The sequence below is a fragment of the Methylobacterium platani genome (assembly GCF_001653715.1).
GTDB classification, from domain to species: domain Bacteria; phylum Pseudomonadota; class Alphaproteobacteria; order Rhizobiales; family Beijerinckiaceae; genus Methylobacterium; species Methylobacterium platani.
Genome location: NZ_LWHQ01000022.1, coordinates 76,661 through 94,642 on the forward strand (window position 1 = coordinate 76,661; position 17,982 = coordinate 94,642).

Annotated in this window: 21 protein-coding genes; 8 read left to right on the forward strand and 13 right to left on the reverse strand. The window is 71.3% G+C overall.

The genetic code is table 11. The features are described 5' to 3' along the window. The first annotated feature begins 537 nt into the window (after positions 1-537). Positions 538-1,821 carry a 5-aminolevulinate synthase gene (gene hemA, locus A5481_RS12900; RefSeq protein WP_048436870.1) on the forward strand — a complete coding sequence of 428 codons (1,284 nt, stop codon included), beginning with the start codon at positions 538-540 and terminating at the stop codon, positions 1,819-1,821. Between the two features lie 31 nt (positions 1,822-1,852). Here the strand turns inward: hemA and A5481_RS12905 are convergent, their stop codons facing one another. From A5481_RS12905 to hisS, 6 genes are all read right to left on the reverse strand, one after another. Beyond that, complete coding sequence (locus tag A5481_RS12905; protein ID WP_048436871.1) at positions 1,853-2,134, reverse strand: type II toxin-antitoxin system RelE/ParE family toxin; 282 nt, start codon at positions 2,132-2,134, stop codon at positions 1,853-1,855. Further along, a complete protein-coding gene (locus A5481_RS12910; protein WP_048436872.1) occupies positions 2,131-2,355 on the reverse strand; it encodes a hypothetical protein in 225 nt (74 codons plus the stop codon). Before A5481_RS12910 ends, A5481_RS12905 begins: the two co-directional genes overlap by 4 nt. Before the next feature lie 134 nt (positions 2,356-2,489). Continuing rightward, positions 2,490-2,738 carry a hypothetical protein gene (locus tag A5481_RS12915; protein WP_048436873.1) on the reverse strand — a complete coding sequence of 83 codons (249 nt, stop codon included), beginning with the start codon at positions 2,736-2,738 and terminating at the stop codon, positions 2,490-2,492. Positions 2,739-2,798: 60 nt separating this feature from the next. Further along, a complete protein-coding gene (gene hisG, locus A5481_RS12920) occupies positions 2,799-3,791 on the reverse strand; it encodes an ATP phosphoribosyltransferase (RefSeq protein WP_048436878.1) in 993 nt (330 codons plus the stop codon). A gap of 8 nt (positions 3,792-3,799) precedes the next feature. Then, positions 3,800-4,930: an ATP phosphoribosyltransferase regulatory subunit gene (locus A5481_RS12925; RefSeq protein WP_048436874.1), complete on the reverse strand. Its 1,131-nt coding sequence runs from the start codon at positions 4,928-4,930 to the stop codon at positions 3,800-3,802. A 238-nt stretch (positions 4,931-5,168) separates the two neighbouring features. Continuing rightward, positions 5,169-6,704 (reverse strand): histidine--tRNA ligase, encoded by a 1,536-nt coding sequence (gene hisS / locus A5481_RS12930; protein ID WP_048436320.1) that lies wholly within the window; start codon positions 6,702-6,704, stop codon positions 5,169-5,171. A 188-nt stretch (positions 6,705-6,892) separates the two neighbouring features. Between hisS and A5481_RS12935 the strand changes: the two genes are divergently transcribed. Then, a complete protein-coding gene (locus A5481_RS12935) occupies positions 6,893-7,189 on the forward strand; it encodes a DUF4258 domain-containing protein (RefSeq protein ID WP_048436319.1) in 297 nt (98 codons plus the stop codon). Positions 7,190-7,200: 11 nt separating this feature from the next. After that, the gene (locus tag A5481_RS12940; protein WP_048436318.1) at positions 7,201-7,644 is read left to right on the forward strand and encodes a helix-turn-helix domain-containing protein; all 444 of its coding nucleotides are present in this window, start codon (positions 7,201-7,203) and stop codon (positions 7,642-7,644) included. 7 nt (positions 7,645-7,651) lie between these two features. Here A5481_RS12940 and A5481_RS12945 read toward each other — a convergent pair whose 3' ends face one another. Both A5481_RS12945 and A5481_RS12950 read right to left on the reverse strand, forming a co-directional pair. Next, positions 7,652-8,887, reverse strand: a complete 1,236-nt coding sequence (locus A5481_RS12945; RefSeq protein WP_048436317.1) for an O-antigen ligase family protein — start codon at positions 8,885-8,887, stop codon at positions 7,652-7,654. Between the two features lie 246 nt (positions 8,888-9,133). Further along, complete coding sequence (locus tag A5481_RS12950) at positions 9,134-10,168, reverse strand: bile acid:sodium symporter family protein (protein WP_048436316.1); 1,035 nt, start codon at positions 10,166-10,168, stop codon at positions 9,134-9,136. A gap of 143 nt (positions 10,169-10,311) precedes the next feature. On the opposite strand from A5481_RS12950, the gene A5481_RS12955 reads away from it, so the two are divergent. After that, the gene (locus A5481_RS12955) at positions 10,312-11,163 is read left to right on the forward strand and encodes a LysR substrate-binding domain-containing protein (RefSeq protein WP_082173424.1); all 852 of its coding nucleotides are present in this window, start codon (positions 10,312-10,314) and stop codon (positions 11,161-11,163) included. A gap of 60 nt (positions 11,164-11,223) precedes the next feature. Here A5481_RS12955 and A5481_RS12960 read toward each other — a convergent pair whose 3' ends face one another. Further along, positions 11,224-11,532, reverse strand: coding sequence for a hypothetical protein (locus A5481_RS12960; RefSeq protein WP_156312044.1), 309 nt, complete (start codon positions 11,530-11,532; stop codon positions 11,224-11,226). Positions 11,533-11,819: 287 nt separating this feature from the next. Here A5481_RS12960 and A5481_RS12965 point away from each other — a divergent pair, with 287 nt between their 5' ends. The 4 genes from A5481_RS12965 to A5481_RS12980 all read left to right on the forward strand — a co-directional run bounded on the left by A5481_RS12965 (position 11,820) and on the right by A5481_RS12980 (position 14,746). After that, on the forward strand, positions 11,820-12,269 hold the full coding sequence (locus A5481_RS12965) for a DUF2948 family protein (protein ID WP_048436325.1): 450 nt from the start codon (positions 11,820-11,822) through the stop codon (positions 12,267-12,269). Positions 12,270-12,322: 53 nt separating this feature from the next. Then, positions 12,323-13,612 (forward strand): histidinol dehydrogenase, encoded by a 1,290-nt coding sequence (hisD, locus tag A5481_RS12970; RefSeq protein WP_048436315.1) that lies wholly within the window; start codon positions 12,323-12,325, stop codon positions 13,610-13,612. Between the two features lie 95 nt (positions 13,613-13,707). After that, a complete protein-coding gene (locus A5481_RS12975) occupies positions 13,708-14,196 on the forward strand; it encodes a UPF0262 family protein (protein ID WP_048436314.1) in 489 nt (162 codons plus the stop codon). Between the two features lie 106 nt (positions 14,197-14,302). Then, on the forward strand, positions 14,303-14,746 hold the full coding sequence (locus A5481_RS12980) for an arsenate-mycothiol transferase ArsC (RefSeq protein WP_048436324.1): 444 nt from the start codon (positions 14,303-14,305) through the stop codon (positions 14,744-14,746). Positions 14,747-14,760: 14 nt separating this feature from the next. Here A5481_RS12980 and A5481_RS12985 read toward each other — a convergent pair whose 3' ends face one another. The 4 genes from A5481_RS12985 to A5481_RS13000 all read right to left on the reverse strand — a co-directional run bounded on the left by A5481_RS12985 (position 14,761) and on the right by A5481_RS13000 (position 17,723). After that, entirely contained in the window at positions 14,761-15,081 is a 321-nt protein-coding gene (locus tag A5481_RS12985) for an AzlD family protein (RefSeq protein ID WP_053082543.1), read from the reverse strand. Continuing rightward, positions 15,078-15,794 (reverse strand): AzlC family ABC transporter permease, encoded by a 717-nt coding sequence (locus A5481_RS12990; protein WP_048436313.1) that lies wholly within the window; start codon positions 15,792-15,794, stop codon positions 15,078-15,080. Before A5481_RS12990 ends, A5481_RS12985 begins: the two co-directional genes overlap by 4 nt. A gap of 188 nt (positions 15,795-15,982) precedes the next feature. Beyond that, positions 15,983-16,990, reverse strand: a complete 1,008-nt coding sequence (locus tag A5481_RS12995; RefSeq protein ID WP_082173420.1) for a PAS domain-containing protein — start codon at positions 16,988-16,990, stop codon at positions 15,983-15,985. After that, positions 16,980-17,723, reverse strand: coding sequence for a Crp/Fnr family transcriptional regulator (locus tag A5481_RS13000; RefSeq protein WP_048436312.1), 744 nt, complete (start codon positions 17,721-17,723; stop codon positions 16,980-16,982). The genes A5481_RS12995 and A5481_RS13000 overlap by 11 nt, the downstream gene beginning before the upstream one ends. Positions 17,724-17,982: the final 259 nt, after the last annotated feature.

Consider the following 17,982-nt stretch of genomic DNA (forward strand, 5'->3'; position numbering starts at 1 on the left):
ACAACGTCCCTCGCGCCTCTGCGGCGCGTCCTGCGCGCTGTCGACAGCGCGCCTCGATTCCGAAAACCCGTTTATTGCACCGCAGCGATGCAACCGCCACGCTTGAGCGTCAACGCCGATCACCGCCGGTTCGATCCGTGGATCGTTCCGGCGGTGGGTCGCCGGGCGCGTCCGCCCCGGCGACCTCCACCCCGGTCGCCTCGCGCCCCCGCGCCTGTGCCTTGCGGCGCTTGAGGTTGTCCCGCAGGGCGGCCTTCAACCGCTGCTCCCGCGCCCCGCTATCCTGACCGCTCATTGCGCGCGACCCTTCGTCGCCATGACCAATTTCCAGCTTCCGTGCCCGTGCGGGAGGCGTCAGAACGCCCGCCTCGCCCTCGACTTCTTCCAAAGACAAAGCCGTCGCATTCGAGCGAGATCAAGGCGCGACCAGCGGTGGAGCGGCGATCCGGCCCTCCGCCGCGCGGACCGGCTCCGTCCCGGGGCCAGGCCCGGTCCCGCCCCCGGACGCCACGTCCGGCCAGACCGCGAAGGACCACGATGCCCGAGACCCGGCCCGAGACCCGCCCCGCGACCATCCAGGGCGCGACCGACTACCAGGCCCTCTTCCGCGGCGCCCTCGAGCGCCTGCACGGCGAGCGCCGCTACCGCGTCTTCGCCGACATCGAGCGCATCAACGGCCGCTTTCCCGCCGCGCAGTGGCGCCGCCCCGACGCCTCCACCCGCGAGATCACGGTGTGGTGCTCGAACGACTATCTCGGCATGGGCCAGCACCCGGCGGTGGTGGGCGCGCTGACCGAGACCGCGCAGCGCTGCGGCGTCGGCGCCGGCGGCACCCGCAACATCGCCGGCAACAACTCGCCCCTCGTCGACCTCGAGCGCGAGCTCGCCGACCTGCACGGCAAGGAGGCGGGCCTCGTCTTTACCTCCGGCTACGTCTCGAACCAGGCCGGCATCTCGACGATCGCCCGGCTGATCCCGAACTGCCTGATCCTGTCGGACGCCTTCAACCACAACTCGATGATCGAGGGCGTGCGCCAGTCGGGCTGCGACAAGCGCATCTTCCGCCACAACGACCTCGCCCACCTCGAGGAGCTGCTGATCGAGGCCGGCGACCGGCCGAAGCTGATCGCCTTCGAGAGCGTCTACTCGATGGACGGCGACGTGGCGCCGATCGGGAAGATCTGCGACCTCGCGCAAGCCTACGGCGCCATGACCTACCTCGACGAGGTCCACGCGGTCGGCCTCTACGGCCCGCGCGGCGCCGGCATCGCCGAGCGCGACCGGGTCATGCACCGGGTCGACGTGATCGAGGGCACGCTCGCCAAGGGCTTCGGCTGCGTCGGCGGCTACATCACCGGCTCGGCGGCGCTGTGCGACGCGGTGCGCAGCCACGCCGCCGGCTTCATCTTCACGACTGCCCTGCCGCCGGCGATCGCCGCCGCCGCCATCGCGTCGATCCGCCACCTGAAGCAGTCGGGCATCGAGCGCGAGGCGCATCAGCGCCAGGCCGCCCGCACCAAGGCCGCCCTGCTCGAGGCCGGCCTGCCGGTGCTCGCCACCGACACCCACATCGTGCCGGTGATGGTCGGCAATGCGGAGCTGTGCAAGGCGGCGGCCGACCGGCTCTTGGAGCGCCACGGCATCTACATCCAGCCGATCAACTATCCGACCGTACCGCGCGGCACCGAGCGCCTGCGCATCACCCCCTCCCCGTTCCACGGCGAGGCGCATATCGCGGCCCTCAGGGAAGCCCTGGTGGAGGTGTGGGACGCGCTCGACCTGCCGCGGGCCGGGACGGTGTTCGTCGAGGCGGCGGAGTAGACCTTTTTGACGGGAGCACTGGCGGTCCCCGTCAGTGCTCCTCCCGGCGTGCGGCGTGGCGGATGGTCACGATCTGCACGACATCGGCTACCACATCCACTTTGTAGAAGATCAGGTAGGGCAGGCGCGGTACAGTAGACCGATGCAGGCCTTTCCCGACCACGCACCCCGCGTGCGGATGCACAGTCAGCGTCATCAGCGCCGAACGGATGGCGTCTCCCACGCGCTTGGCAGCGACCTGATTGCGGGCCTTGATGTAACGGCCGATCGCATCGATATCGCGACGCGCTCGCCGCGAGATCTGCAACTTCACCGTTCAAAGCTTCGAAACGCGGCCTCCGCCTCTTCGTCAGTCGCGAATTCGCCGCGCTCGATTTCCGCCAAGCCTTCCAAGATGTAAGGCAGATGCTCCGGCGCGATGTCTGCCAGAGCGTCGTCCTGGGCAAGCAAGAGGATCGCTTGCGCCACCGTATCCTGGGTGTTCGGCGGCAGGCGACGCAGAGCTTCCACGGCCTTGTCCAAAAGCATCGTCATTGCTTATGCACCCTCGTGGTCGATGATCCGGCTCGCGGCAGGCCACCACCATCGCACAATTCGCCCGACACTTCACCACGAAGAGCGAAGCCCCCGCTCGGCTTATCCTTGTGAAGCCAGGAGTGAATGCGAACTCATGACCGAGCGCGAGCAAACGCAGCCATCACGACCTCACAAGCATCGCCGACCGCGAACTCGCGCCGCTCCACCTGAGCCAGGCCGTCGAGCACAGCCGCCAGGTGGCCGGGTTCAATGTCCTCAGGCTCGACCTCACCACAATCGTCATCCCGCGCGGAGGCGAGAAGCGCCCGCGCGAAATCATCGCGCATGTCGGGCGGCAGCGCTTCCAGCACCGTCAATGCCTGCCGCAAACGATCCGTCATCGCCGGGTGCCCTTCGCCTCCGATCCCGCGGATCGTAGCACGGCGAGGCACCCGAGCCCCTTACGACACTCGCGCCAGCAACCGCTCCACCAGCGGGTTCTCCGCCGCGAAGGCGTAGTCGATCCGCCGCACGCTCACCGCCTGCGCCCCGGCCTGGACCAGCGCCTCGGCGAGGCCGAACACCGCGTCCGCGGGGCAGCGCAGCACGATCTCACCGCGTCCCTCCGGCGCGCCGTAGGGAAGCTCGGCCTCGTGCAGGGCGGCGAGGCCCGCAAGATCGATCTCGCCGGAGGCCGGCATCCCGGCCCGGACCTCGCGGGTGGTGCGGGCCCGCTCCTCGGCGCTGATGCGGCCGAGCACCGCCTGCACGGCGCGGCGCGGGGTCTCGCTCCAGGAGGCGGCGAGCGAGGCGACGAGGTTCGCCTCCGAGCGCAGGATCACGCCGTCGTCGAGGATCTTGAGCGCGTTGGCCGCGAGGGTCGCCCCGGTCGTCGTGATGTCGACGATGATCTCGGCGCTGCCGGAGGCCGGCGCACCCTCGGTGGCCCCCAGGCTCTCGACGATGCGGTAATCGGCGACGCCGTGCTCGGCGAAGAAGCGGCGGGTCAGGTTGACGTACTTGGTGGCGATGCGCAGGCGCCTGCCGTGGCGCACCCGCATGTCGCTCGCCACCTCGTCGAGGTCGCTCATCGAGCGCACGTCGATCCAGGCCTGGGGCACCGCCACCACCACGGTGGCCTGGCCGAACCCGAGCGGCGTCAGGAGCTCGACCTGGCCGGCGGCGTCCGGCAGGGTCTCGCGGATCAGGTCCTCGCCGGTGATGCCGAGATGGGCCGCGCCGCTGGCGAGCTGGCCGGCGATCTCGGAGGCCGAGAGGAAGCGCACCTCGACCCCGTCCACCCCTTTCAGCCGGCCGCGATAGTCGCGGGCGCCGCTGGTCTGGGCGAGCGTCAGGCCGGCGCGGCCGAAGAAGGCGGCGGCGTTCTCCTGCAGGCGGCCCTTCGAGGGCACCGCCAGGACCAGGGGGCCATCGACGGGACTTGCCATCATCATGTCGCCCATCAGCGCGCACCCCCGAGGCGTTCGAGCCAGAACGAGCAGCCCACGGCGGGCAGGGCGTCCGCGCTGCCGAGATGCTGGAGCAGGCCGTCGTAGCGCCCGCCGCCGACGAGGGGCTTGCCCCCCTCCCCGTCCGCGACCTCGAAGATGAAGCCGGTATAATAGTCGAGGTTGCGGGCGAAGCTGCCGGTGAACACGAAGCGCTCGAGCGGCAGGCCGCGGGCGGCGATGAAGCCGTTGCGTTCCTCGAACAGGGCGAGCGCCGCCTCGAGCCGGGGATCGTCGAGGCCGGCCCGGCGGGCGAGGTCGCGGGCGGCCGATGCAGCCGCGTCCGGATCGCCGCTCAGCGCCAGATAGGCGTCCAGCACCTCGCGGGCCTTCGCTCCGAGGCCGGCGCCGCCCTCCGCATGGGCCGCCGCCTTGGCGAGGAAGCGCTCGGCGATCTCGCCGGCGGTGCGTCCGCCGACCCGGCTGATGCCCGCGATGGCCAGCACGTCCTCGACGAAGGCGCGCACCCCTTGCGGGTCCTGGCCCTGGATGGCGGCGAGGAGGCCGGCATGCGCGGCGTCGACCGCGACCGGCGCGGCGATCGCGTCGAGGGAGCGGCCGGCGGCCACCGCCCGCAGCGTCCGGCGCTTGGCCGCCGGCTGGACGGCGAGCGCGTCGAGGAGCGCGGTGATCAGCCCCATGTCGCCGAGGCGGACCTGACGGTCGCGGCGCCCGAGCCGGTCGAGCCCGTCGAGGGCGAGCCCGAGGATCTCGGCATCCGCCGCCGGCACGTCGGTCCGGCCGATCGACTCGATGCCGGCCTGGTGGAACTCGTCGGGCTCGGCCGCCCGCAGGCGGAAGACCGGCCCGAGATAGCTGTAATCGGCCGCCTGCCCGTCGGCCACGGCGCGGTGGTGGCGCCCGACGGGAATCGTGTATTCGGGCCGCAGGCAGAGTTCCGCCCCGGCGCCGTCCTGGGTGATGAAGATGCGCCGGCGGATGTCCTCGCCGGACAGCTCCAGGAAGGGCTCGACCGGCTGCAGCACCGGCGGCTCGACCCGCGCGTAGCCCCGGTCCTCGAACAGCGCCAGAAGCGCCTCGTGCGCCGCCGCCGGCCGGGGGGCCGCGGCTCCGTTACCCGTCATTGGTCACAACACCTGCAAATCTCGGACGGCCCTGTAGCAGCCGCGGGCGGGCTTGGCGACCGTGGGGACGGAGCGGCACTCTGCGCAGGGCTGGCGTAGTCAACGGTCATCGGATGAAGCGCAGGATTGCCCCTCTCCCCGCGGGCGGGGAGAGGCCTGAGCTCCGAAGGGGCTCAGGGAGCCCGAAGGGCGGGGGTGAGGGGGTATCTCCGGATGTGGCCCCTCCGGAACCACCCCCTCACCCCCCGTGATGCCGCGCCAGCACCTCGCGCACCCGGGCGACCATCTCGTCCACCGGCACCGAGAACTGGGCCGGCCGGGCAGCCTTCCACTCGGCGTTGCTGGCGATGGCCTCGGCGGCACGCGCGCCCTCGATCAGGTCCTTGATCTGGACCTCGCCCTTCGCCCGCTCGTCGCTGCCCTGGATGACGACGCACGGCGAGCCGCGGCGGTCGGCGTACTTCATCTGGGCCTTCATGCCGGAGGCGCCGAGATAGAGCTCGGAGCGGATGCCGGCCTGGCGCAGGGCCGAGACGAGGGCCTGGTAGGCGGCGGTCTCCTCGCGGTCGAGCACGAGGATCACCACCGGGCCGGGAGCGGCCTTGCCCGAGACGATCGGGCTACCGACCACCTGGAGGGCGGAAAACAGGCGCGAGACGCCGACCGAGAATCCGGTCGCCGGCACCGGCTCGGCGCGGAAGCGGCCGACGAGGCCGTCGTAGCGCCCGCCGCCCGCCACCGAGCCGAAGCGCACGGTCTGGCCGTCCTCGTTGACGACCGGGAAGGTCAGCTCGGCCTCGAAGACCGGGCCGGTATAGTATTCGAGGCCGCGCACCACCGACGGATCGGCCCGCACCCGGTCGTGGCCGTAGCCCGCCGCCTCGCACAGCTTCATGATCGCGTGCAATTCGGCGATGCCCTGGCGCCCGGTCTCGGAGGAACCGACGACCTCGCCCCAGCCGCCGAAGAAGTTCTCCCAGAAGGCGAGGCGGTCGCCGCCCTCGGTCGGGCTCGCCTGGAACGAGACGTAGCGCAGGATGCGCTCGATCGCGTCGTCCGAGAGGCCGGCGCCCTTGGTGAAATCGCCGCTCTCGTCCTTGCGGCCGGGGCCGAGCAGCAGGCGCACGCCGTCGGGGCCGAGGCGGTCGAGCTTGTCGATCGCCCGCAGCACGATGAGGCGCCGGCCGGCCTGGTCGTCGCCGCCGAGCCCGATCGCCTCCATCACGCCGTCGAGGACCTTGCGGTTGTTGACCTTGACCACGTAGTCGCCGCGGCCGATGCCGACCCGCTCCAGCGTGTCGGCGGCCATCATGCAGATCTCGGCATCCGCCGCGACGGTGGCTGCGCCGACGATGTCGGCGTCGAACTGCATGAACTGGCGGAAGCGGCCGGGGCCCGGCTTCTCGTTGCGGAAGACGTAGCCGGCGCGGTAGCTGCGATAGGGCTTCGGCAGGGCGTCGAAATGCTCGGCGACGTAGCGGGCGAGCGGCGCCGTCAGGTCGTAGCGCAGCGACAGCCAGGACTCGTCGTCGTCCTGGAACGAGAACACGCCCTCGTTCGGCCGGTCGAGGTCGGGCAGGAACTTGCCGAGTGCCTCGGTATACTCGATGAACGGGGTCTCGACCGCCTCGAAGCCGTAGAGCTCGAAGCTCTCGCGGATCTTCTCCAGCATCCGGTGGGTGGCGGCGATCTCGGCCGGCCCGCGGTCGACGAGGCCGCGCGGCAGGCGGGGCTTGAGGGTGGCGGCCTTGTCGGCCTTCGCGGGCTTGGGCATCGGGTCTCGCTGGGGGCAATGTGTCGGCGCGGCCGCTCGGCCCGTCATCACGACGAGGGAAGGCGACACGGCGTTCGTGGGCTCTCGCCCACATAGGCCCATATCCGCCCGGGCTCTAGTCCCGAGGCGCCGGCCCGCCGCCGCAGATCGCCTTGCGACGTCCGGCGACCTATCATAATGATAGGTTCATGGATGAGGAAGCGCCACGCACCGCCCAGGCCGCCCGAGCGCTGATCCGAGACATCGCACAGGATAGTGCCCGCGTCTTCGTCCTGCCGCATGGTCGGAAGCGCGGCCGTCAGCGGGCGATCTCGTTCAAGCAGATCATGGATTGCCTGCTGAAGGGATCGATCTCGGAAGGTCCGTATCATGTCGCGAACGGGGCTTGGCGCTGCAACGTCTCGCGGCACGCCGCCGGCGAGGAGATGACCTGCGTGGTGGAGTTCGATCCGCCGCGGCGACTGCTGATCGTCACCGTGTTCTGATGGAGCGTACCATGCCCTACCACTACGTCGAGAGCGGTCTGGACAACGTGCATCTGGAGAACGGCTTCCACGTGCTGGAGACGATCCACGGCACCGCCGTGTCGATCGAGGACGTGCACGGCCTGCACGCCGCCATCGGCCGCTGCCTGATCGACGTGGCCACGCCGCTGACCGGCGCCGAGCTGCGCTTCCTGCGCATCGAGATGGAGCTGAGCCAGCGGGCGCTCGCCGGGCTTCTCGGCACGACGGAGCAGACCCTGCGCCGCTACGAGAAGGCCCGCAGCCAAGCGGTGCCGGGCCCGGTCGATCACCTGCTGCGGGCGCTCTACGCGGATTATGCCGGCGGTGACGGCTCGGTGCGCCGGATGGTGGAGCGGCTCGCCGGCCTGGAGCCGCGGCCGCGGACGGACCTGCGCCTGCGCGAGACCGGGCAGGGCTGGACCCTCGCGGCTTGAGACGCCCTCACGCCTCCCCGCCAGCGAGCCACCGCACCCGCGCCGCCTCCAGCCCCCATACGATGCCCAGCATCATGTAGACGTGGCGCCACTTCTCCATGTCGATCTGCATCGCCTGGAGGAAGAACATCAGGAGGGCCGGCACCACGATCTGGGCGTGGCGGCGATAGGGCGTGTCCTGGCTCATCAGCCGGAACCCCACCCGGGCCGTCATCAGGACCAGGAACACGAAGGCGACGCCGGCGATCCAGCCGCCATTGGCGAAGGCGCCGATATAGGAATTGTGCGGCTCGAGGTTGAAGGTGCGGCGCCAGCGCAGCGGGCCCATCCCGAGCGGATCCTCGATCAGCATGCCGATGCCGCGCAGCTGGTTGCCGAAGCGCCCGGTCTCGCCCTCGTCGTAATCCTGCGTGACGGCGGCGCGCTTGGCGAAGGTCTCGCGGACCTCGCCGATGGAGAGGAGGCCGACCATGGCGACCGCCCCGAATCCCGCCGTCAGGGCGGCCAGGATCACGATGCGGCGGCGCAAGTAAGGGGCGCTGGTGCGGTAGAGCATCAGGACCATGAGGGCGCCCATCGCCACGGTGCCGCCCCAGGAGCCGCGGGAGAACGACAGGAACACGCCGGCGAGCAGGATCGCGAGGCCGAGGCCCGAGAGGAGCGGGCGGCGGGCGCGGCCGGTCAGGAGGTCGTGCAGCAGGTAGAAGGCGCCGAGCGTCAGGAACGAGCCGAACACGTTCGGGTCCTGGAAGGTGCCGGACGCCCGGCCGTACTTGCTGAACAGCTCCTCGTTGCCGATCAGCTCGAGATAGCCGCCGATGCCGAGGGCGGCGCTGAACAGCGTGCTGGCGGTGTAGACCTTCAGCGCCAGCTCGATCCGGCGATCGGACTCGTCGGAGAAGAACATCGTGAAGAAGATGCCGGTGACGGCGAGGTAGCACAGCTGCACCGTCCAGACCGGCGGCAGCTCCTCGTCGAGGTAGGGCATCAGGGCCACCACCGTGGCGCCGACATAGACGAGCAGCACGGCGACCAGCGGCACCGCGCCCCGGTACAGCCGCACCCCGAGCAGGACCCAGAGCACGATGGTGGGGATCGCCACGATGTCGTAGGGCGAGGTGTCCGAGAACGCGAAGCAGGCGAAGAAGATGAACGCCGCCATCAGGACGAGGCCGAAGCCGTGCAGGAACTGCCGGGCCGGCATGCCCGCGAGGTCGCGGCGCGGCAGGACGAACGTGGCCATCGGGCGCCTCCTCGGGTGACGGCACCCGGGAGGTTAGCGGCGCAACGGTGTGCGCCGGCTGAAGCGGCAGGGTGAACGAAATCTGAAAGGCGGCGGAGATCCCCGAAACCGTTTCACGGTTGGTCGAAACGGCGCGGCCCCGCCGCGGGACGCGCGACGGGGCCGGACACACACACGAGCCGGTACGCAACTTGGCTCCCCGTGAGAATGGGGCGACGACGTGAATTCTTCGTCAACGCCGGGCGGTCAGCGCGCCGCGAGCTTCGGCTCCGGCACGATGCCGGCCCGGGCCGGTCCCTCCTCGGCAGCGAGCCGGGCCTGGGTGTGCTCGGCGTAGCGGCGGGCGAGCGCGGCGCAGGCCATGAGCTGGACCTGGTGGAACAGCATCAGGGGCAGCAGGATCCCGCCGACGTCCTGGCCGGCGAAGATCACGTTCGCCATCGGCACGCCGGAGGCCAGGCTCTTCTTCGAGCCGCAGAACACGATGGTGATCTCGTCCTCCTTCGAGAAGCCGAGGAGGCGGCTCGCGCACGTCGTGATCGACAGGACCAGGGCGAGGAGGACGAGGTCGACGACCAGCATGGTGGCGAGCGCCGGCAGCGGCGTGCGCGACCACAGGCCGGTCGCCACCGCGTGGCTGAAGGCGATGTAGACGATGAGCAGGATCGAGCCGCGATCGACCACCATCGTCAGCGGCTTGTGCCGGGTCAGCCAGGGCCCGAGGCGCGGCTGCAGCAGCTGGCCGACCGCGAAGGGCAGCAGCAGCTGCGCCATGATCTTGGCCACCGCCGCCCAGTCGAACTCGTGATGGCTGCCCTGCGAATTCAGCAGCACGGCGACGAGGAGCGGGGTGATGAACATGCCCAGGATGTTCGAGGCCGAGGCCGAGCAGATCGCCGCCGGCACGTTGCCGCCCGCCACCGAGGTGAAGGCGATCGAGGATTGCACGGTCGAGGGCAGCACGCACAGGAACAGCACGCCGGCGGCGAGCGCCGGGGTCAGCAGGGTCGGGCTGAGGAGGCCCGCGGCGAGGCCGAGGATCGGGAACAGCACGAAGGTCGAGGCGAACACCACGAGGTGCAGGCGCCAATGCACCAGCCCGGCGAGCGCCGTCTGGCGGTCGATGCGCGCGCCGTGCAGGAAGAACAGCAGCGCGATCATGCCGTTGGCAAAGACGCCGAGCCACTCGGCCGCCCGGTCCTGCACCGGCAGGACGCTGCCGAGGATCAGGGCGCCGACGATCATCAGCGTGAAGTTGTCGGGGCGGAGGCGGGCGAGCATGGCGGTCCCGGGAAGACGTCGGACAAAAGGGCGCTTCCTCCCTAGCCGGCCGACGGGCCGATGGGTACGCAAGGCCCCGGGATTACAGTTATCGTGAAACGCGATAGCCTGCGCTCCGCTCATGCAGGAAGCGGAGAGCCGGAGTGACGCGCCTGATCGATCCCGTGCTGCTGCGCACCCTGGCGGCGGTGGTGCGCAGCCGCAGCTTCAGCCGGGCGGCCGAGCAGCTGGGCCTCGGCCAGTCGACGGTGAGCCAGCACGTCCAGCGCCTGGAGGCGCAGCTCGGGCGGCGGCTGGTGGCGCGGGACACCCACTCGCTGGCGCTGACCCCGGAGGGCGAGACGGTGCTGGGCTTCGCCCGCACGGTGCTCGACGCGCATGAGCGGCTGGAACGGGCGCTGGCCGGCGGCCCGGTGCGAGGCAAGGTGCGCTTCGGCGCGTCCGAGGATTTCGTGCAGAGCCGGCTGTCCGAGGTCCTGCGCGATTTCCGCGAGGCCTATCCGTCGGTCGATCTCGAACTGAGCGTCGCGCTGACCGGCTTCCTCAACGACGCGCTGGCGCGCGGCGAACTCGACCTGGTGCTCGGCAAGCGCCATGTCGGCGAGACGCAGGGGATGCTGGTGCGGCGCGACCGGCTGGTCTGGGTCGGGTTGCCCACCGCCCTGCCGGAGCGGGGCGAGCCGGTGGCGCTGGCGAGCTTCCCGCCCCCCAGCATCACCCGGGCGATCGCGCTCGCCGCCCTCGCCCAGGAGGGCCGGCCTTTTCGCGTCACCTGCACCTGCGCCAGCCTGAGCGGGCTGCGCGCCGCCGCGCTCGCTGGGGTCGGCGTAATGGCCCAGCCGCGCAGCCTGATCCCGGAGGGCCTGCAGGAACTGGCCCATCCCGACCTGCCGCGGCTCGCCGACGTCGAGTTCGTGCTGTCCGGCCCGGGGCTCCACCGGGAGCCGAGCCGGGCGCTGGCGCACGAGATCCTGAACGCCGACATCTGGGACTGAGGCCGGGCGCCGCCCGGCCCGGCCGGGATCGAGGCCGGGCGCCGCCCGGCCCGGCTCGCCTCAGTAGCCGATGGCGCCGCGCTTGAAGCCGAAGCCCGGGACCTCGCAGCCGCAGGACGAGTTGATGGGCGCCGGCCGGGTCGGGCAGTTGCCGCGGGCGGTGACGCAGATCCGGCCGATGCGGCCGCCGCCATACTCGCCGCGGTAGCGCGGACGCTCGTACTCGTCGCGGTAGCGCGGGCGGTCGTAGTCGTAGCGCTCCTCGTAGCGCCGGCGCGGGCGGTCATCCTCGTAACCGTAGCCGTATTGCGCGAAGGCGGGCGCGACGCCGAGGCCGAGGGTCAGGGCGGCCAGGGCCGCGGTCATCACGGTCTTCACGAATCTCTCCTTCGATCGACTTCGGGGGCCCGGCCGGGCCGGACCCGTCTGCCCGCCACGCTAGGCATCCGCACATGAACGCCGGCTGAGGCGTTTCGGTGCCGTTGCGACAGCAACGGGCGCGAAAAATCCCGCGGTTCCGTCGTCGACCGGGCAGCGGTTGTCGTCGGCGGGGGGCATCGCCACCTACCCTCGGTATCATTCCGACAGCACGGGCCGCGCCGCTTGCCGGCGACCGGCCCACAAGCACAGGGACGCCGACAGTGAAGGACGCGGAGATGGAGCTCCTGAAGCTCGCTGCCCTCGACGCCGACGATCTCGCGGTCATCTCGACCCACCTTCAGGATGCGGTCCTGCGGACCGGAGACCTCGCCTACCTGCCCCGCGAGCGCCGCTTCGCCCTGGTGGCGCGGCGCTTCGACTGGGAATGCCCGGACGGCGCCCCGCCCCGGCGGCGGCTGACCGGCCTGCACTTCGACCGGGTGCTGTCCGTGCGCTGCCGCAACGTCTCCCGCGACGCGCCCGACACCCCGCTCGAGCTCCTCGCCGTCACCTTCGAGCCCGGCGAGGCGCCGTCCGGCATCGCGACCCTGGTCTTCGCCGGCGGGGCGGCGATCCGGCTCGAGCTCGAATGCATCGAGGCGGCGATGAAGGATCTCGGCCCGGTCTGGCAGGCCGACAGCACGCCGCGGCATGCCGCCCGCGACATGCCCCTCGACGCCGCCTGAATTTTTTGGCAGTCGGCGGACGACAGCCCGCCGACGACGAGACCGGACAACGCATGCAGCGCCTCGATTCCCGCGACCCCGACTTCGAGGCGCAGTTCACCCGCCTGCTCTCGGTCAAGCGCGAGGTGTCCGAGGACGTCGACGCGGTGGTGCGCGACATCATCCGCGACGTGGTCGAGCGCGGCGACGCGGCACTGATCGACTACACGACGCGCTTCGACCGGCTCGCCCTCACGCCGGAGACCATCCGGGTCTCGGGCGACGAGATCGACGCCGCGAGTGCCGCCTGCCCGGCCGAGGCCCTCGACGCCCTGGCGCTCGCGCGCGCGCGGATCGAGACCTACCACCGCGCCCAGGTGCCGGCCGACCACCGCGAGACCGACGCGCTCGGCGTCACCCTGGGCTGGCGCTGGACCGCGCTCGAATCGGTCGGCCTCTACGTGCCGGGGGGCACCGCGAGCTATCCGTCCTCGGTGCTGATGAACGCGGTGCCGGCCAAGGTCGCGGGCGTGCCGCGCCTCGCCATGGTGGTGCCGACGCCGGACGGCGTCACCAACCCGCTGGTGCTCGCCGCCGCCAAGCTCGCCGGGGTCGACGAGGTGTTCCGGGTCGGCGGTGCGCAAGGAGTGGCGGCGCTCGCCTACGGCACGGCGACGATCCGGCCGGTCGCCAAGATCGTCGGCCCGGGCAACGCCTACGTGGCGGCGGCCAAGCGCCGGGTGTTCGGCCAGGTCGGCATCGACATGATCGCCGGCCCCTCCGAGGTGCTGATCCTGGCCGATTCCTCTGCCAACCCGGACTGGGTCGCGGCGGACCTGCTGGCCCAGGCCGAGCACGACGCGGCCGCCCAGGCCATCCTCGTCACCGACAGCGACGCGCTCGCGGATGCGGTGGCGCTCGCGGTCGAGGGCCAGCTGAAGACCCTGCCGCGCCGGGAGATCGCGACCGCGAGCTGGCGCGACTACGGCGCCATCGTGCGGGTCGAACGCCTCGCCGACGCGATCCCGCTCGTCGACCGGCTGGCGCCCGAGCACCTCGAGATCGAATCCCACGACGCCGAGGCCCTCGCGGCGCGGGTGCGCAATGCCGGCGCGATCTTCCTCGGCGCCCACACGCCCGAGGCGATCGGCGACTATGTCGGCGGCCCCAACCACGTCCTGCCGACCGCCCGCTCGGCCCGGTTCTCCTCCGGCCTCGGCGTGCTCGACTTCATGAAGCGGACCTCGATCCTGTCCTGCACGCCCGATGCGCTCCGGGCGCTCGGTCCCGCCGCGGTGGCGCTCGGCCGCTCGGAGGGGCTCGACGGGCACGCCCGCTCGGTGGCGATCCGGCTGAACCTCTAGCGCCCGCCCAACGTCCGGCTTGCGCGGGACGCCGCGCTCGCCTTCTGCTGCAAGCCTTCCCGTGCAAGCCTTCCAATCCCGCGAGAGGTGACCCGATGGCGAGCGAGGCTCCCGATCCGCGACAGCGCCTGGCGGCGGTGACGCTCGACGAGGAATCGATCGGGCGCGGCAACCCGGACCAGGAGCACGAGCGCGCCATCGCGATCTACGACATCCTGGAATCGAACAGCTTTCGCGTCGCCAACCAGGAGGGCGGTCCCTACGCGCTCGCGCTCGGCCTCGTCGAGAACAAGCTCTCCTTCGCCATCTCGACCGCCGACGGCCGGCCGGTGATGACCCATCTCCTGTCGCTGACGCCGTTCCGCGGCGTGATCCGCGACTACGAGATGATCTGCGACAGCTACTTCAAGGCGATCCGGACCGCCTCGCCGAGCCAGATCGAGGCGATCGACATGGGCCGGCGCGGGGTCCACAACGAGGCCTCCGAGCTGCTGCGCCAGCGCCTGGAGGGCAAGGTCGAGATCGACCACGACACCGCCCGCCGGCTGTTCACCCTCATCTTCGCCCTGCACTGGAAGGGCTGAGCCGGTGTCCGGAAGCCCCCTTCCGGACAGTGCCGCCGGGGCCGATCCGTCCGGGCCGGATGCCGCGACGCCGGACCCGGCGAGACCGACCCCGCCCAAGCCGACCCTGTCCAAGCCGGGCCGGCGGGTACAGTCGGTGCTGTTCGTCTGCAACTTCAACGCCGTGCGCTCGGCCTGCGCCGAGGCGCTGGCGCGGCACTACTTCGGCAAGTCGATCTACGTGCAGTCCGCGGGCGTGCGCAGCGGCGAGCCCACCGACCCGTTCATGGTCTCGGCCCTCGACGAGATCGGCATCGACGCCTCGCGCCACCGCCCCCGCACCCTGGAGGAGCTGGAGGAGTGGGAGGGCCTGAACTTCGACCTGATCGTCTCGCTCTCGCCGGAGGCCCACCACGCGGCCCTCGAGCTCACCCGCACGGTGGCGGCCGAGGTCGAGTACTGGCCGACCCCCGACCCGACGGTGTCGCAGGGCTCGCGCGAGCAGCGCCTCGACGCCTATCGCGACGTGCGCGACGGGCTGGGGTTCCGCATCCGGCAGCGGTTGCGGTGACGGGCGGACGGCGCCTACAGCCCCAGCGCCCGCCCTGCCGCCACCACGCCCAGCCCCGCCAGCACCGCGGCCAATTCGAACCGCGTCAGCGCCATCACGGCGGCGGCGGCGGCGAGGCCCATCAGCCCGGGAAGCCCGGCGGAGAGGCCGGTGGGGAGCGCGGTCGCCACCACGATCGAGCCCGGCAGGGCGCGCAGGCCCCGCTCGACCCGCGGGGTGAGGCGGACTCGGCTCATCAGCACCACGCCCGAGGCGCGACAGAGATAGGTGACGAGGGCGAGCGCCAGGATGGCGATCCACGGGCCGGCGGGCCCGGCGAGAAGTGCGTCGATCACCGCGCCGCCCCGTCGTCGACGAGGAGGCCGGTGACGAGGCCCGCCGCGGCACCCGCCGCGATGAAGGCGTAGCCCGGCACCAGCCGCTGCACCAGGAGGGCGACGAGGCCCGAGGCGAGCCAGGGCAGAGCCGGCCGTACCCCGCGCCAGAGCGGCGCCAGCATCGCGGCGAAGAACACCGGCAGGATCATGTCGAGGGCGTAGGCCCGGGGCTGGGTCACCAGGGCGCCGGCGAGGTGGCCGGCCATCGTCGAGGCGACCCAGAGCGGCCACAGGCCGATGCCGGCGCCGAACAGCACGCCGAGGTCGCGGCCGCCCTCGGAGCGGTGGCGCACGCCGATGAGCCAGCTCGCGTCGACGAGGACGAACAGCGTCATCGCCGTGCGCCAGAGCGGCGTGCCGCGCATCCAGGGCTGGATCGTCGCGCCCATCAGGATCATGCGGGCGTTGATGAGGCCGGTCACCGTCATGGCGGCAAGCAGCGCGCTCACCGTCCAGGGCCGGCCCCAGACCTCGAGGGTCACCATCTGGGCCGATCCGGCATAGACGAGGGCGCTGGCGCCCGCGGCCTCGGCCAGGGTCAGGCCGCGCTGCGCCGCGGCCGCCCCGAAGGCGGCGCCGAAGACCGCGATGCTGGGCCAGAGCGGCAGGCTGAGCCGGATGCCCGTGAGGATGCCGGCACGGGTGAAGGGCGCGGCGGAGGCATGGGACATGGGGGCGGGAATCGCATGGTGCGGCGGGGGATCCGTCAGGTGCCGCCCTCTCCGGCGGGCGTCAATCCGCGGGCCTGCCGACCCAGGGTTGCGAAATCCGGGTCCGCTCCGGCCACGCTCAGGGTTGACGAAGTCTCAATCCGACGAATCGTGCCACGTTTCCACGTGAAACAGCGTCTCGCCCCGGCTCATCCGGGCAGCGGCAGCGCGATGACGATGCGGCGCTCGCGGCCGGTCTCGGCGACGGTGGTGGTCGCGCGCAGGTCGTAGGCGAGCATCCGCTCCAGCATCTCGCCGCGCAGGGCGCCACCCTGCATGCCGCCCTGCGGCGTTGCGTCGATGACGGGACGGGCACCGGGACGCGCCCCTTCGCGCCACGTCACGGTGAGGTGCGTCGCCGCCGCGCTCCAGGTCACCGCGATGCGGTCGTGACCGTCGAGCGCGGCACCGAGGGCCAGCTCGTGCAGGACGAGCCCGAGCTTCTCGGCCATCTCGGCCGGCAGCCGCAGCGGCGGACCGGCGAACTCGCTCGGTTCCGGCAGGGCGTGGGCGGAGAGCTCGTTCCGGATCAGGACGTCCAGGGCGACGCCGGCCAGGGGCTCGCGGGTGATGCTGGCCTGGATGCGGGCCAGGGCGGCCAGCCGGTCGTCGATGTGGGAGGCCACGTCCTCGCCGCTCGCGCCGTCGGCGACGCGGCGCACGATGCCGCGGATCACCGCGAGGTTGTTGCGGGTCCGCCGCTGCAATTCATGGACGAGGCGCGCCTGCTCCTCGCGGATCGCGTGCAGGGCATGAATGTCGGTCGAGGTTCCGAACCAGGCCGTCGGCCGGCCGTCGCCGTCGCGCCGGGGCTCCGCCCGGGTCGAGAACCAGACGTAGGCCTCCCCGTCCGCATCGCGCCGGCACAGGCGGTGCTCGATCGAGAGGCGGCCCTGCCGGGCGGCCTGCTGCCAGGCCTCGCGCGTGCGCTCGCGGTCCTCCGGATGGATGGCGTCGAGCCAGCCGTAGCCGCGGCTGCGGCCCGGGCCCTGCCCGGTGAAGGCGGCCCATTGCCGGCTGGCCCAGATCCAGTCGCCGAGCGGGTTCGACTGCCAGACCAGGTGCGGGATGCTCTCGATCATGCGGCGAAAATCGGGCTCCTCCGCCGCTCCGGTCTCCCCCCGTTCCGTCTCCGACCTGCCGGCCTCACGCCTCATTGGAGTCGAGGTGCCGCCCTTCGCGGCCCAGATGCAGGTAGTTCGGGTTGAACTGGACGGCCCGCTGCAGCGCGTCGAGCCGGTGGATGGTGAGCTCGCGGCCACGTAGCGAGATGAGGCCGACGCTGCGCAGCTCCTGGAGCGTGCGGTTCACGTGCACCACCGACAGCCCGATCGTGTCGGCGATCTCGGCCTGGGTCAGCGGCAGCTCGCAGGTATTGCCCTGGACGAGCCCGACCGTGCGCAGCCGCACGTAGAGCTCGCACAGCAGGTGGCCCAGCCGCTCGAAGGCGGTGCGCTGGCCGATATTCACGGTCCATTCGCGCTGGATCGCCGCCGCCACCATGGATTCCCAGCACAGGGCCTGCGACAGGCGGGCGGGCCCGGAAGTGAGCTGGCGCATGGTCTCGGCGGGGATCTCGGCCAGGGTCACGGCCGTCACGGTGCCGATCGAGTGATCCATCTCGCGCAGGACCGAGACGTTGTGGTCGCACAGGTCGCCGGGCAGCAGGTAGGCGATGATCTGGCGCCGGCCGTCCTCGAGGGTCTTGTAGCGGCAGGCCCAGCCGTCGACGATCAGGTTCACGCCCTGGGGCACGTCGCCTTCGTGGACGATGTCGTCCCGGGACCGGATGCGGCGCGTGCGCTGGCGAGCCGCCTGATCCAGCGCGTGCTTATCCTCGGAGGACAGGCTCGTGAAATGCTCGAGTTTGCGAATGAGAAACTCAGCCAAAGCGTCCTGCCATACGACCCTTCATGTGAAATAACACATTTGTGTTCATCAATATAGTATCAAAAGTTAATTATGATCGGTGGCCTGTAAACTTTTGAGAATTTACCGTTGCAATGTCAACGGTGACCCGTGGGCCGTCCGGGGATGCGGTGCGTCGAACCTCGTTGCGACGACGTCGATCCGGGTCGTTTCCGGGCCGGATCGCACCGGCCGAGGGGTCCCCGGAAGTGTTGCGGTCGAACAACATCAGGTTTGGAAG

Excerpts from the sequence above, each read along its gene's own strand:
- A5481_RS12915 (WP_048436873.1), bottom strand. The coding sequence starts at position 2,738 with ATGACGGATCGTTTGCGGCAGGCATTGACGGTGCTGGAAGCGCTGCCG.
- A5481_RS12925 (WP_048436874.1), bottom strand. The coding sequence starts at position 4,930 with ATGACGGGTAACGGAGCCGCGGCCCCCCGGCCGGCGGCGGCGCACGAG.
- hisD (WP_048436315.1), top strand. The coding sequence starts at position 12,323 with ATGCAGCGCCTCGATTCCCGCGACCCCGACTTCGAGGCGCAGTTCACC.
- A5481_RS12935 (WP_048436319.1), top strand. The coding sequence starts at position 6,893 with ATGGATGAGGAAGCGCCACGCACCGCCCAGGCCGCCCGAGCGCTGATC.
- A5481_RS12975 (WP_048436314.1), top strand. The coding sequence starts at position 13,708 with ATGGCGAGCGAGGCTCCCGATCCGCGACAGCGCCTGGCGGCGGTGACG.
- hisG (WP_048436878.1), bottom strand. The coding sequence starts at position 3,791 with ATGATGATGGCAAGTCCCGTCGATGGCCCCCTGGTCCTGGCGGTGCCC.
- A5481_RS12910 (WP_048436872.1), bottom strand. The coding sequence starts at position 2,355 with ATGACGATGCTTTTGGACAAGGCCGTGGAAGCTCTGCGTCGCCTGCCG.
- hemA (WP_048436870.1), top strand. The coding sequence starts at position 538 with ATGCCCGAGACCCGGCCCGAGACCCGCCCCGCGACCATCCAGGGCGCG.
- A5481_RS12950 (WP_048436316.1), bottom strand. The coding sequence starts at position 10,168 with ATGCTCGCCCGCCTCCGCCCCGACAACTTCACGCTGATGATCGTCGGC.
- A5481_RS12990 (WP_048436313.1), bottom strand. The coding sequence starts at position 15,794 with ATGTCCCATGCCTCCGCCGCGCCCTTCACCCGTGCCGGCATCCTCACG.
- hisS (WP_048436320.1), bottom strand. The coding sequence starts at position 6,704 with ATGCCCAAGCCCGCGAAGGCCGACAAGGCCGCCACCCTCAAGCCCCGC.
- A5481_RS12940 (WP_048436318.1), top strand. The coding sequence starts at position 7,201 with ATGCCCTACCACTACGTCGAGAGCGGTCTGGACAACGTGCATCTGGAG.
- A5481_RS12995 (WP_082173420.1), bottom strand. The coding sequence starts at position 16,990 with ATGAGGCGTGAGGCCGGCAGGTCGGAGACGGAACGGGGGGAGACCGGA.
- A5481_RS12965 (WP_048436325.1), top strand. The coding sequence starts at position 11,820 with ATGGAGCTCCTGAAGCTCGCTGCCCTCGACGCCGACGATCTCGCGGTC.
- A5481_RS12945 (WP_048436317.1), bottom strand. The coding sequence starts at position 8,887 with ATGGCCACGTTCGTCCTGCCGCGCCGCGACCTCGCGGGCATGCCGGCC.